11 protein-coding genes and 1 other RNA gene are annotated in these 12897 nt (G+C 68.4%); 1 reads left to right on the forward strand and 11 read right to left on the reverse strand.

Features of this window, described 5'->3' with window-relative positions:
* Positions 1-92 precede the first annotated feature (92 nt).
* From flhA to ssrA, 11 genes are all read right to left on the reverse strand, one after another.
* Positions 93-2120: a flagellar biosynthesis protein FlhA gene (gene flhA / locus Q7P21_RS06530; RefSeq protein WP_304168555.1), complete on the reverse strand. Its 2028-nt coding sequence runs from the start codon at positions 2118-2120 to the stop codon at positions 93-95.
* 76 nt (positions 2121-2196) lie between these two features.
* Complete coding sequence (locus Q7P21_RS06535) at positions 2197-3564, reverse strand: sigma-54-dependent Fis family transcriptional regulator (protein WP_304168539.1); 1368 nt, start codon at positions 3562-3564, stop codon at positions 2197-2199.
* Between the two features lie 29 nt (positions 3565-3593).
* On the reverse strand, positions 3594-3929 hold the full coding sequence (fliN, locus tag Q7P21_RS06540) for a flagellar motor switch protein FliN (protein WP_304168541.1): 336 nt from the start codon (positions 3927-3929) through the stop codon (positions 3594-3596).
* A 12-nt stretch (positions 3930-3941) separates the two neighbouring features.
* A complete protein-coding gene (locus Q7P21_RS06545) occupies positions 3942-4586 on the reverse strand; it encodes a flagellar assembly protein FliH (RefSeq protein ID WP_304168543.1) in 645 nt (214 codons plus the stop codon).
* Positions 4586-5611: a flagellar motor switch protein FliG gene (gene fliG, locus Q7P21_RS06550; RefSeq protein WP_304168544.1), complete on the reverse strand. Its 1026-nt coding sequence runs from the start codon at positions 5609-5611 to the stop codon at positions 4586-4588. Before fliG ends, Q7P21_RS06545 begins: the two co-directional genes overlap by 1 nt.
* Positions 5612-5616: 5 nt before the next feature.
* A complete protein-coding gene (fliF, locus tag Q7P21_RS06555) occupies positions 5617-7275 on the reverse strand; it encodes a flagellar basal-body MS-ring/collar protein FliF (RefSeq protein WP_304168546.1) in 1659 nt (552 codons plus the stop codon).
* A gap of 320 nt (positions 7276-7595) precedes the next feature.
* Positions 7596-9764, reverse strand: coding sequence for a serine hydrolase (locus Q7P21_RS06560; protein ID WP_304176294.1), 2169 nt, complete (start codon positions 9762-9764; stop codon positions 7596-7598).
* A gap of 101 nt (positions 9765-9865) precedes the next feature.
* Positions 9866-10615 carry a C13 family peptidase gene (locus Q7P21_RS06565; protein ID WP_368670111.1) on the reverse strand — a complete coding sequence of 250 codons (750 nt, stop codon included), beginning with the start codon at positions 10613-10615 and terminating at the stop codon, positions 9866-9868.
* Positions 10616-10643: 28 nt separating this feature from the next.
* The gene (locus Q7P21_RS06570; protein ID WP_304168551.1) at positions 10644-11114 is read right to left on the reverse strand and encodes a PaaI family thioesterase; all 471 of its coding nucleotides are present in this window, start codon (positions 11112-11114) and stop codon (positions 10644-10646) included.
* 7 nt (positions 11115-11121) lie between these two features.
* Positions 11122-11628, reverse strand: coding sequence for an SspB family protein (locus tag Q7P21_RS06575; protein WP_304168552.1), 507 nt, complete (start codon positions 11626-11628; stop codon positions 11122-11124).
* A 174-nt stretch (positions 11629-11802) separates the two neighbouring features.
* Positions 11803-12164, reverse strand: a transfer-messenger RNA (tmRNA) gene (ssrA, locus tag Q7P21_RS06580).
* Positions 12165-12314: 150 nt separating this feature from the next.
* Here ssrA and Q7P21_RS06585 point away from each other — a divergent pair.
* A partial coding sequence (locus tag Q7P21_RS06585; RefSeq protein WP_304176296.1) for an inner membrane-spanning protein YciB occupies positions 12315-12897 on the forward strand: 583 nt, incomplete at its 3' end.

Below are 12897 nucleotides of genomic sequence, written 5' to 3' on the forward strand. Positions count from 1 at the left end.
GCGGGACTCGTGGCGAGCCCCTTGCCGCCAACCGCTACCAGCCGCCACGCGCCGCTGCAACGTCGTAAACGGAGACGTGTGGGGGCTTCCGCCTAGATCGTGCCGACCGTCTTCAGGCGCGCCTTGGGGTGCACCTCGTTCTGGCTCATCACCGGGGTCTGGCCCCGGAACCGCTCGATGATCGAGCGCACATAGGGCCGGATCTGCGGGCTGGTCAGCAGCACCGGCGAGTCGCCCGCCAGGGCCGCGCGCTCGAAGGAGTCGCGGACGCTGCGGATGAAGTCCTGCAGGCGGGACGGGGCGAGCGCCAATTGCTTGTCGTCGCCCTGGCCGATCAGGGCGTCGGCGAAGGCGTTCTCCCAGTCGGCGGACATGGTGATGATCGGCAGGGCCCCGTCGTCGCCGCGATGGGCGAAGCTGAGCTGGCGGGCCAGGCGGCCGCGCACCTGTTCGACCAGCAGGGTGATCGAGGAGGTGTGCGGCGCGGATTCGCCGATGCCTTCCAGGATCGAGGGCAGGTCGCGGATCGAGACCCGCTCGCGCAACAGAGCCTGCAGCACGCGCTGGATGGTGGCGATGGAGACCACCGAGGGGATCAGGTCGTCGACCAGCTTCTTCTGGTCGGGCCCGAGCTCCTTGAGCAGCTTCTGCACCTCCGCATAGGAGAGCAGGTCCGGCATGTTCTCCTTCAGGATCTCGGTCAGATGGGTGGTCAGGACCGTGGCCGGGTCGACGATGGTGTAGCCGCGGAACGTCGCCTCTTCCCTCAGGCCGTCGTCGATCCAGGTGGCGGGCAGGCCAAAGGCCGGTTCACGGACGTGCTCGCCCGGCAGCTCGACCTGGCCGCCGCGCGGGTCCATGGCCATCAGCGAGCCCAGGCGCACGGCCCCGCCCCCGGCCTCCATCTCCTTGATGCGGATCATGTAGCCCTGGCTGTCGAGCCGCATGTTGTCGAGGATGCGCACGGCCGGCATGACGAAGCCGTAGTCGGCGGCCAGCGTCTTGCGCAGCGCCTTGATCTGGTCGGTCAGCCGGCGGCCTTCCAGGTCGTTGATCAATGGCAGGAGGCCGTAGCCCAGCTCGATCTTGATCTCGTCGATGGCCAGCGTCTGGCTGATCGGCTCGTCTTCCTGCTCGGTCGGGGCCTGGGGCTCCATGACCACCGGGGCGGGTTCGTTGGCCTTCATGCCCCGGCGATAGGCCAGGAGGCCGGTGGCCAGCGAGATGCCGGCCAGCGGAATGATCGGCATGCCGGGGATCAGGGCCAGGACGCCGGCGGCGGCCGAGACCATGCCCAGGCTGATCGGGTTCATGGCCAGCTGGGTGACCAGGGCCTTGTCGGCCGAGCCCTCGACCCCGGATTTCGACACCAGGAAGCCGGCGGCGATGGAGATGATCAGGGCCGGGATCTGGGTGACCAGGCCATCGCCGATGGTCATGACCGTATAGGTCGCCGCCGCCTGGCCGATCGGCACATGGTGCTGCAGCACCCCGATCAATATGCCGCCGATGACATTGATGGCGGTGATCACCAGCCCGGCCACGGCGTCGCCGCGCACGAACTTCGACGCGCCGTCCATGGCCCCGAAGAAGGTCGATTCCTGCTCCAGCTCCTTGCGGCGCAGCTTGGCGGTCGCCTCGTCGATCAGGCCCGCCGACAGGTCGGCGTCGATGGCCATCTGCTTGCCCGGCATGGAGTCCAGGGTGAAGCGGGCCGCCACTTCGGCGATCCGGCTGGAACCCTTGGTGATGACGATGAAGTTCACCAGCACGAGAATGGCGAAGACGATCAGGCCGATGGCGAAATTGCCGCCGGTCATCAGCCGTCCGAAGCTCTCGATGACCTTGCCGGCCCCGTGCGCGCCCTCGTGGCCGTGGCCGAGGATCAGCCGGGTCGAGGCGATGTTCAGCGCCAGGCGGTAGAGGGTGGTGACCAGCAGCACGGTCGGAAAGGCCGTGAACTCCAGCGGCCTGCGGATCAACAGCGAGGTCATCAGGATCAGGACGGCGCTGGTGATCGACAGCGACAGCAGGGTGTCCAGCAGGAAGGCCGGCACCGGCAGGATCAACAGCACGATCACGCCGACCACGCCGATGGCCAGCGCCACCTCGCCGCGCATGATCCAGAACAGGAACTCGCGCGGGCCGGGACGGCTGTGGTTCAGGACGTAATCGGTCACGGCGGGTACTCAGATCCTAAGCGGCGTTGGCGCCCATTTGCGGGGCCGGAACGCTGACGCCGGCTTCGCCATATTCCTTCAGCTTGTTGCGCAGCGTCCGGATCGAGATGCCCAGGATGTTGGCCGCATGGGTGCGGTTGCCCAGGCAGTGCTCCAGGGTGTCGAGGATCAGCTGCTGCTCCATGGCCGCGACCGTGTGGCCGACGAAGGCCCGGGTCACCACCTCGGCGGCGTCGGCGGCGGCCATGGCGGCGCGGCTGCCGGCGTCGGGCGAGGACAGGGGCTGGCCGTCCGGCAGGCGGATGGCGGTTTCCTCGATCTCGGGCCCGACCGACAGCAGCACCGCGCGGTGCATGGCGTTCTCAAGCTCGCGGACGTTGCCGGGCCAGCGATGGCCGGCCAGGCGGCGCTTGGCCTCGGCCGACAGCGGCCGCACCGGCACCCCATTGGCGGCGGCGTACTTTTTCACGAAGAATTCGGCCAGGGCGACCACGTCGCCGGGCCGCTCGCGCAGCGGCGGCAGGCGCAGGTTCACGACATTGAGGCGATAGAGCAGGTCTTCCCGGAACGTCTGGTCCTTCACCGCCTGGGTCAGGTCGCGGTTGGAGGTGGCGAGAATGCGGATGTCGACCTTGACCGGCTTGGAGCCGCCGACCCGGTCGATCTCCCGCTCCTGGATGGCCCGCAGCAGCTTGGCCTGCAGGCGCACGTCCATTTCCGAGATTTCGTCGAGCAGCAGGGTGCCGCCATTGGCCTCCTCGAACTTGCCGATCCGCCGGGCCACGGCGCCGGTGAAGGCGCCCTTCTCGTGGCCGAACAGTTCGCTCTCCAACAGGTTCTCGGGGATGGCCGCGCAATTGACCGAGATGAAGGGCTTGCTGGCCCGGCGCGACTTCTGGTGCACATAGCGGGCGACGACTTCCTTGCCGGAGCCGCTCTCCCCGGTGATCAGGATCGAGGCGTCGGAGCCCGCCACCTGGTCGGCCAGTTGCAGCACCTGCTGCATGGCGACGTCGCGCACCACCATCGGCTTGTTGTCGTCGGCCACGGCGGCCAGCACCGCGGCGATCAGCTCGGCCTCGGGGGGCAGGGGGATGAATTCCTTGGCCCCGGCCCGGATGGCGTCGGCCGCGCGCTGCGGATCGGCGGCGACGCCGCAGGCCACCACCGGCGCCCGGATCCGCTCGGCCTCGTTGGCCGCGATCAGGGCGGCGATGTCGAGGTCATAGTCGACCAGCAGGAGGTCGGCCCCCTGGCCGGCCCGCAGGGCGTGGGTTGCGGCCGCGATGGTCTCGACGTGGCTCACCTTGGCGCCCGCCGCCATGGCCATTTTCACGGCGGTCGCGAGTTGTCCGTTCAGTCTTCCGACGACCAGAAGTCGCATGGTGGAATCTCCTATTCCCGCTCGGGCCCTTAGGCCTGACCGTCGCCGTCCTTGATGATTTCAGTCATGGTCACGCCCAGGCGCTCGTCGACGATGACGACCTCGCCGCGCGCCACCAGGCGGTTGTTCACATAGATGTCGATCGCCTCGCCGACCTTGCGGTCCAGCTCCAGCACACTGCCGGAGCTCAGCTGCAACAGCTGGGCGACCGACAGCTGGGCCCGGCCCAGCACCGCCGAGATCGACACCGGGACATCGAAGACCGGCGCCAGATCGGTGGCGGTCTTTTCTTCGCCGTCTCCGACATCCATGCTCATCCCGTCGCCGGGGCCGAATTCGTCGAGTTTCAGTTCGTTCTCGGACATGGGATTTACGCCTTAAACTCCGGGAATGAGGGGTTCGGCGTGCAGCCCTTCGGCTGCTAGGGCCGCGTCCAGAGCCGCGGTCACGCGTTGTGTGGCGGCTTGCGGATCGTAGCTCGCCGATCCATCGCCGAAGTCGAGAGTGAAGGCCGCCGGCGGCAGGCCCGGATTGGCCCGCACCTGGATCTGGCCCGAGTAGCCGATCAGCTCGGCGGTCTGGTTGAGCGCCTCGGTCAGGAGCTCGACCAGCTCCGGCCGGGTGGAGACCATCAGCCGGGGCGCGGCCTCGATCTCGCGGGCGAGCGATTCCAGCGCCTGGCGGATCACCGCCTGCGGGAACAGCTCCAGCGAGGCGTCGGCGATCGCCTTGGCGCAGGCCAGAGCCAGCTCGGCCGAACCCTGGCGGTGGTCGTGGGCGACCTCGGCCAGCTTGGACAGCGCCAGGCGGGCGGAGTCGGCGATCGAGGCCAGGGCCTGGGCCTGCTGCGCGGCGATGGAGGCCATGGCCCGGCGCTCGCCCTCGGCCAGGGCCTGGGCGCGGACCGCCTCGACCTCCTCGACCGGGAACAGGCGCTTGGGGCGCGGCTGGGCGAACGCCACGTCGCCGGCGTTGTCGAAGACGGTGTCGAACCCGAATTTCTCGTGGCCTGGCTCTGACATCAGTAGATCAGCTCATCTTCGGTGCCGTTGCCGGCCAGCATGATCTCGCCCTTGGCGGCGAGATCCTTGGCCACCTGCACCATGGCCATCTGGGCCTGGTCGACGTCGCGCAGGCGCACGGGACCCATGTTCTCCATGTCCTCCCGCATGATCTTCGAGGCGCGCTCGGACATGTTCGAGAAGAACATCTCGCGCAGCGAGTCCGAGGCGCCCTTCAGCGCCAGGCCCAGCTGGGTCTTCTCCACCGCCCGCAACAGGGTCTGGACCCCGCCCGGATCGAGCTTGGACAGGTCCTCGAACACGAACATCAGGGCCCGGATGCGCTCGGCGCTCTCGCGGTTGCGTTCTTCCAGGGCGGCGATGAACCGCGCCTCGGTCTGGCGGTCGAAGGCGTTGAAGATGTCGGCCATCATCTCGTGGCTGTCGCGCTTCGAGGTGCGCGCCAGGTTCGACATGAATTCGGTCCGCAGGGTCTGCTCGATCTTGTCAAGGATCTCGCGCTGCACCGGCTCCATCCGCAGCATGCGGGTGACGCATTCCAGGGCGAAGTCCTCGGGCAGGGCCGACAGCACCCGGGCGGCGTGGTCGGACTTCACCTTGGACAGCACCACGGCGACGGTCTGCGGATATTCGTTCTTCAGATAGTTGGCGAGCACCGCCTCGTTCACGTTGCCCAGCTTGTCCCACATGGTGCGACCCGCCGGACCGCGGATCTCCTCCATCAGGTTGTCGACCTTGTCGGACGGCAGGAACGAGGCCAGCAGGCGCTGGGTCTGTTCGAAGGAGCCCATGATCGAGCCCGCGCCCGACATGCCGGAGATGAAGTCCACCAGCAGCTGCTCGACCACGGAGGACGACACATTGCCGAGGCCGGCCATGGCCTGGGAGATCTCCTTGATCTCCTCCTCGTCCAGCTGCTGCCAGATCACCGTGTGCTCTTCCCCCAGGGACAGCAGGATCACCGCGGCCTTTTCAGGTCCGGTGAGCCGCGAGGGATCGGTGATGGACTTTCCTTTGACGGCCATGTTCGTCAGGTCGTCTCATGCAGCCAGGTGCGCAGGAGCGACACCGACTCCTCAGGATGCTTGTCGACGAACTCCGCCACGCGCTTGACCGAGGAGGCCTTCACCTGGCCCTCGATGCGGGCGATGTCGATGCGCGAGTCCATCTCGGCGCCCGGGCTGGGCAGGGCCAGGGGCTGGCCGGTCGAGGGATCGACCTGGATCTGCATCGGCTGGCCGTCGGCGGTGGTGACGATGCGGGTCATGCCCGGCGCCGCGGCCATGGTCAGGGCGGGCAGGCTGCTGCCGCCGGCCCCGCCGCCCGCCGCGCCGCGCAGCAGCGGCCGCACGATGAACAGCATCATCAGCAGGGCGACGATGGTCAGCACGCCCAGCTCGGCGGCGCGCATGATGTCGTTCTTGTCGAAGCCCATCAGCGGGCTGGTGGTGGTCACGCCCTCCGGATCGACCTCGGAGGGGAATTTCACATTGACCACGGTGACCTGGTCGCCGCGCGTCTGGTCGAAGCCGACGGCGGTCTTCACCAGCTGCTCGATCCGCTGCATCTCCTCGGCCGAGCGGGGCGTGTAGGCGCCGGGCTTGCCGTCCTTGGTCAGGGCGGTGACGCCGTCCACGGCCACGGCCACCGAGATGCGCTTCACCTTGCCGGGCTCGATGGTCTCCGTGCGGGTGGTCTTGGAGATCTCGTAATTGGTGGTCGACTCGGTCTTGCCGCTGGCCGAGCTGTTGTTGGCGCTGGAGCCCGCCGCCCCGCCGGGGATATTGGCCGAGGCGCTGGTCCCGCTGGTGGAGTCCGGCTGGTTCTCCTTGGCGTTTTCCTCGGTGGTGGATTCTGAACGGACGACCTGGCCGTCGGGGTCAAAGGTCTCCTGCTGGGTGCTCACCCGCGACAGGTCGAGATCGGCGGTGACATTGACCCGGGTCTTGCCGGCCCCGACCAGGCCCTCGATCATGGTCTTCACCGACTTGGCGATCCGGGCCTCGACCTCGGTCTTGCGGCCGTCGGCCTCCAGCGCGTCGCCGGCCTCGCCGCCGGACAGGGTCTTGGCGTGCTGGTCGACCACGGTGACGCGGTCGGGCTTCATATTGGGCACGGCGCCGGCGACCAGGTTCTGGATGGCGCGCACCTGGTCGGGACCCGGCTCGCGGCCGCCGACCCCGATGCTCACCGAGGCCGAGGGCTGCTGGGCCTCTTCCTCGAACAGTTCACGCTTGGGCAGCACCAGGTGAACCCGGGCCGAGGTCACGCCGTCCAGGCCCTGGACGGTGCGGGCCAGTTCCCCTTCCAGGGCGCGCTGGCGGTTCAGCTGCTGGACGAAGTCGGTCTGGCCCAGCGCATTGGTCTGGTCGAAAATCTCATAGCCGACCGAGCCGGAGGTCGGCAGGCCCTTGCTGGACAGCATCAGCCGGGTGGAGGCGACCACGTCGCGGTCCACCAATATGGTCGAGCCGTCGCCCTTGACCTCGTACTTCACCGCCGCCTGGTCCAGGGCCGCGGTGATGGACCCGGCTTCCTTCAGGTCGAGGTTGGAATAGAGCAGCGACTTGGGCTGACCCAGATTCATGGTCATGGCGAACAGCGCGGCGGCCACGCCGGCCCCGATCCCGAGGATGGCGGCCAGACGGCCAATGCCGAACCTCTGCAAAGCGGCGACGAATCCGTTCAACGCGAGGCGCCCCTGTTCCCGTTAAGGCGCCGGACACAACTGGCCCGCCGCTAGGCAGGATTTACCCAGTTCATGGTAAACGACGCGTTTAAGGTTTGGGTGAAGGCGACACTTTCGGTGGTGCAGACTGTCGCACCACGGGGCTTAGGGTTGACGCCCGGTTTCCCCGCCGAAGCCTCATGGTTTTAAGCCCTTAGCCATGGCGGCGCGGCGCCGGTCGCGCGGCGTCGGCCTCGCCCACCAGGGGTTGTCCACAGCTTTGACGAGCCGTCGTTCGCGAAGACGTTAACGGGCGTTAGGCGATCCGGCCGCGCTCCGAATCACCAGCGCAGCGGTTCCCACAGGTCGTGGAGCAGCAGGATCGAGAGGCTGAGATAGATCAGCACGGTCACGGTGAAGCCGGTCTTGCGCAGCTGGGTCCAGCTGTCGACCCGCCGGCCGCCGCGCCAGATATAGGGCACGGCGAGCGCGGTGCCGCCGGTCAGCAGGGCCGAGACGATGGCGCAGCCCTCGGCGATGACCAGCGAGGCGCCCGGCCAGTTGTACATCACCGCGGCCGTGTCGCCGGTCTCCGACAGCCACATGCCGAACAGGGCGAAGGCGGTCAGCCACAGGGCGGCCTGGAGATTCTGCACCAGGCCCGCCAGGTTCTGGATCGAGGTCTCGCGGAATTCGCGACGGTTGCGCAGGAAGATGCCGGCCAGGGTCGCAGCCGCGCACAGCGCCGTCAGGGCGGCCAGGACGACCAGGACGCTGGCCTGGGACCACAGGTTGGCGCGTTGATAGGTCTGGTCGCCAAGCGCGCCCAGGAAGGCGTCGGCCCGCCGCCCGTCGCCCAGGAAGGCGAGATGCTCGTCGCCGGTGGCGGAGATGAAACGGCCGGCCGCCGGATCGCCGACCGGAACCCAGGCGCGCGGGCCCTCGGCGCCGATCGTCAACAGCCGACCCTCCGGCGTGACCTCGACCTTCACGCCCGCCTGCAGCAGGTCGATCAGGCCCTCCAGCCCGCCGAACTTGCGGCGCGAGCTGACATAGTGGCCCTCGAAGCGCTTGGCCTGGGCCAGCAGGGCGGGGTCGCCGGGCCGGGGGAAGATCTGCGGCGGCATATAGAACTGGCGCACCAGCCGGTCCGGATAGCGGCGGATCAGCTCGGCTCCGGTCTCGGTGTTGGTCGAGATGAACACCCCGAGCTTGAGGTCGGGGGACACCACCATGCGCGAGACGAAGCTGAGGGTCGCCCCGTCATGGCCAAAGCCCATGTGCCCGCCGGGCAGGGCGTACTGGATGAAGCCATGGGCCCAGCCATTGATCCCGGCCGGGGTCTGGCGGATCGGGGTGCGGAAGGCCTCGGCCGCGCGGGGGCCATAGATCGTGGCGCCGTCCAGATGGCCTTCATTCAGCAACATCGACATGTAGCGGGCCATGTCGCCGGCCGTCGATGAGGCCGAGCCCGAGGGGGCGACGTGGCCGAGATATTCGTAGGGCCGGCTCTTGAAGCCCGAGGCCGTCCAGCGGAAGCCCTGGGACAGGTCGCGGGTCAGGGCCTGCGGCATGGGGCCGGGCAGCCCCGCCACCCGGGGACGGGCCTCGCGCAGGGTGGTGTGGTTCAGCGCCAGGGGCGAGAGGATCTCATCCTCGATCAGCCGTTCATACGGCCGGCCGGTGACATAGCTCACCGCCTCGCCGGCCAGGGCCGCGCCATAGTTGGAATAGCTGGAGATCGCGCCCGGGCTCTCCATCCGCCGGGGCCACTCCTGACGCAGATATTCGCTCAGGGCGCGCTCGCGCGCCGGGTTCTTCTCGATCAGCTGGCCGAGCGCCCGGTCCTCGAACCCACCGGAATGGTCCATCAGATTGATCACCCGCACGGGGGCGCGGAACCCCTGGTCGCGGATCTGCAGGGTCTCGGGCAGGTAGAGATTGACCGGCCCGTCGATGCGCATGCGGCCGGCCTCGACCTCCTTCATCAGGGCGATCCAGGTGAAGGTCTTCGAGATCGAGCCGATACGGAACAGGGTGGTGTCGGGATCGACCCGGCGCAGCGGCGACAGGCTGGCCGCGCCATAGCCCTTTTTCAGCACCACCTGGCCGTTCTGCACCACGGCGACCGTGACGCCGGCGATATGCTCGCGGTCCATGGCGTCACGGATCAGCCCGTCGGTAAAGGCCTCCAGCTCGGCCTGGGGCAGGGGCTCGACCGTCGCCAGGCGGGCGCCGGCGGCGGTGGCCGGCAGGGCGGGGGCGGTGATCAGGGCGGCGGGCGCATTCTCCGCCGTCGGGATCCTGGTGGTCGCCGCCTTGGCGGTCGCGGTCCTGGGACCCGGATGGGCCAGACGCGACCGCGTCGCGCGGTGCCGCAGAGCCGTGTAGGGGATCGGCCCCTGGGGACCCGCCGCCACGGTCGCCGCAGCGTCCTGGGCCCGCGTCGCCGCGGGGATCAGGAGGAGCGCGGCGAGGGCGGCGAGGGCGGTCTTGGCGGAAAGGCGCATATTCTGGGGATCGGCTCGAAGTCGATGGGCGACGGGAAGTGGTTGTAGGGCGCCGGGTCATGGCTTCAAAGGGCCTGGGCGTCAAACCTCCCCGCGACCTTTCACCCGCCTTTCGGCGGCGTCGTGGGAAAAGCGTAGAGCGGCAACAGCGGTCGAAGCTGCGGTCCGATGAACAGCTGGGGTTCGGAGGGCGGCTTCATGCCCTCCTTGATCTCGCGCGCCGCCACGCAGGTTCGCACCGCTGCGGCCAGGCCGGGGAAGTCGTGGGCCTGGGGCGTGGACTGCAGGAAACAGTCGTCGAAATAGGGGTAGCGGTCGGCCTCGCCGCAGCCGAACGAGGTGCGGTCGGGCCGCGCGGCGGTCAGCACCATGCGGTTGGGCTGGGCCAGTTCGGGGATGAACACCCCGGAGAAGCAGGCGGAAATCACCACCACGGTCGGGCGCGCGCCGCAGGTGCGGTCCAGGATCGCCCCCAATATGCCCGGCGGCAGGATCTTCTGGTCCACCACCACCCCGGTGGGCGCGCCGTGGCTGGAAAAATAGACCAGGCAGCCCTCGGTCCCCTTGGCGGTCAGCTCGACCAGGGCGTTGTAGATGCCCTCGGGGTCCGACTTGGCCAGGCCGGTGTCCTTGTAGCGCTCCGGGCGGACCGAGAACTGGCGCAGATTGGCCTTCTCGAAGCCGATCCGTTCCAGCTCCCCGACCACGTCATGGCGGGCGTTGTCGAAGGCTTCGGAGGGGCCGCCGGAATGGGCGTGCCAGTCGCCGGCCACCACCACGGCGGCCCAGTTGGCGAACGGGCCGGCGGCGAACGCGGGCCCCGTCCAGGCCAGCGTCAGGGCTACGAGCAAGCCCGCCAAGCCCGCCCGGCCCATCGCCCTACTTCTTGTAGCTTTGGAACGGGGTGGGCACCGCCGTCCCCGTGGCCTTGGCCAGCAGCCGGCCGTCGGCGTCATAGAGTTCGCCCTCGGTGAAGGCGATGGTGCGGCCCCACTTGGCCACCCGGCCGATCCCCTTCAGGGTCCCGGGCATGGCCGGACGGAAGAAGGTGGTCTTCATCTCGGCCGTGGGCGCCACATGGGTCATGCCCGAGGCGACCATGCAGGCGACGCTCATGCACTCGTCCAGCATGGCGCAGAGATAGCCGCCCTGGATCTGCTTCATCGGATTGAGCAGCAGCTCGGCCTTGGCCTCGAAGGCGACCTCGACGGTCTTCTCGGCCTGGTTCACGGCGACGATCCGGAAGCCCAGGGTCTGGGAGCCGGTCGGCTGGTTCTTCGAGCGCAGGAAGCGGGCGAGGATCGCCTCGTCGGTCAGGGCTTCCGGTTCGGCGGCGGCGACGTCGGTCACAGGCGTCTCACTTCTTGCGGAAATGGTCGAGGGAGACGACGTTCGGCGCGTCCGGGTCGGCCGGCGCGGCGTCCTCGGCGGGAGCGCCCGCCTGGGCCTGGCTGGCGGCGGCCGCCGCCGCGGCATTGGCCGCTGCGGTCGCCGGGGTCTCGAACTGCAGCAGGAACTGCACGCTCGGATCATAGAACCGGGTCAGGGCCGCATAGGGCACGCTCAGCCGCTTGGGCTGGCCGCCGAATTTCAGGGTGACGGTGAAGAAGGTCTCGCCCGGCGCCAGGTCCCAGTACTGGTGCTGCAGGACGATGGTCATCTCGTCCGGGTACTTGCCCAACAGGTCGGCCGGCCCGGACACCCCCGGCGCCTCGGTCTTGAAGGTGATGTAGAAATGGTGCGCGCCCGGCAGGCCTTCCGGCGCCGCAGCCTTCTTCAGCGCAGCCTTGACCACGCCGCGCAGGGCCTCCTGGGCCATGGCCTCGTAGTGCATCTGGTCTTGGGCCGGCGGGTCCTGAGCCATGTGATCTCCGAGCGCGATGTGCGCAGACAGGGTAGCGCGTCGCGCACGCCGCGCAAGGCGCGTCCGGCCACACCCCCACGGCTTTTGCAGGGCTGCTCAGATAGCGGAGCTTAGCGATGAAGTGGGGGGTTCTGTCGCCAGGCCCCCCTGAGGGTTGGAGCGGCGTCGAGACCAAGTGGGGGGGTTCTGTTGCCAGGCCCCCCCCGGGCCCCGCCTAGAGGAGCTAAACCCCCTAGGGCTTGATGTCGAAATCAGTCTGACGCTTACGCGGCCAGACGAACTTCTTCAGCGAAGTTATCGTTCGCATTTAGTTTAAAGCCCGAAACGGTGGGCAAAGCCGAGAGAAAGCAACACCTTTAGACGTCTGTCGATGCTGATCGGCCCCGCACTTTCCGGCGCATAACCCGGAGGAAGATTGGTGGAGCCGCCGGGAATCGCACCCGGGTCCAGTCCGCTTATTACGAGCGCGTTTATCTCCATAGTCCGGCGAACCGGACAGCCGACATATAGGCCCATTGGATCGCCGATAGAAGGCTTGGCGCGAAATTCGGGCCGGGCGCCGTTCGCGAAGCGCGGTCGGACAGGCGCAATTCGCGGATCGCCGCCGATTCCGCGCCGACGGATTTCAGGTTTTGGCCCGCCCGCCACTAGGTTCAGCCATCGCAATTCACCGCCCTGAGGACGCCATGAACAGCCTGATGTACGCCGCCCGCCCGCTCCTGGAAGACTTCTTCTCCACCCTGATCTTCCTGGTCCTGATCGCCCTCAAGGTCGATGTCCGCATCGCCACGGCCGCCGCCATCGGCGTCGGCGTGCTGCAGGTCGCCTGGCGCAAGATGCGCGGCCACCCCATCCCCGGCCTGCAATGGATGGGCCTGGGTCTGGTCCTGGTGTTCGGGACCGCCAGCCTGATCACCCACGACGTCCGCTTCGTGATGTTCAAGCCCTCGATCATCTATGTGGTGGTGGGCGGCGCCATGCTGCAGCGGGGCTGGATGCTGCGCTACATGCCCCCCGTCGCCGCCGGCCACGGCCAGGAGATCATGACGCTGTTCGGCTATGTCTGGGCCGGCCTGATGTTCGTGACCGCCATCCTCAACGCGGTCGTCGCGATCCGCTACACCAGCCACTGGGTGGCCTTCGCGGCGATCTTCCCGCTCGCCTCCAAGATCGGCCTGTTCGCGATCCAGTATCTGACGGTCCGCGCGGTCGTGAAGCGCAAGATCCTCGCCGCCCGCGCCGCCGAAAGCCCGATGGCCCAGGCCGCCT

Source organism: Phenylobacterium aquaticum, assembly GCF_947378715.1.
Classification (GTDB): Bacteria; Pseudomonadota; Alphaproteobacteria; order Caulobacterales; family Caulobacteraceae; genus Phenylobacterium; species Phenylobacterium aquaticum_A.

Excerpts from the sequence above, each read along its gene's own strand:
- fliG (WP_304168544.1), bottom strand. The coding sequence starts at position 5,611 with ATGGCCGTCAAAGGAAAGTCCATCACCGATCCCTCGCGGCTCACCGGA.
- Q7P21_RS06575 (WP_304168552.1), bottom strand. The coding sequence starts at position 11,628 with ATGGCTCAGGACCCGCCGGCCCAAGACCAGATGCACTACGAGGCCATG.
- fliN (WP_304168541.1), bottom strand. The coding sequence starts at position 3,929 with ATGTCCGAGAACGAACTGAAACTCGACGAATTCGGCCCCGGCGACGGG.
- Q7P21_RS06545 (WP_304168543.1), bottom strand. The coding sequence starts at position 4,586 with ATGTCAGAGCCAGGCCACGAGAAATTCGGGTTCGACACCGTCTTCGAC.
- Q7P21_RS06560 (WP_304176294.1), bottom strand. The coding sequence starts at position 9,764 with ATGCGCCTTTCCGCCAAGACCGCCCTCGCCGCCCTCGCCGCGCTCCTC.
- Q7P21_RS06535 (WP_304168539.1), bottom strand. The coding sequence starts at position 3,564 with ATGCGACTTCTGGTCGTCGGAAGACTGAACGGACAACTCGCGACCGCC.
- flhA (WP_304168555.1), bottom strand. The coding sequence starts at position 2,120 with ATGCGCGGCGAGGTGGCGCTGGCCATCGGCGTGGTCGGCGTGATCGTG.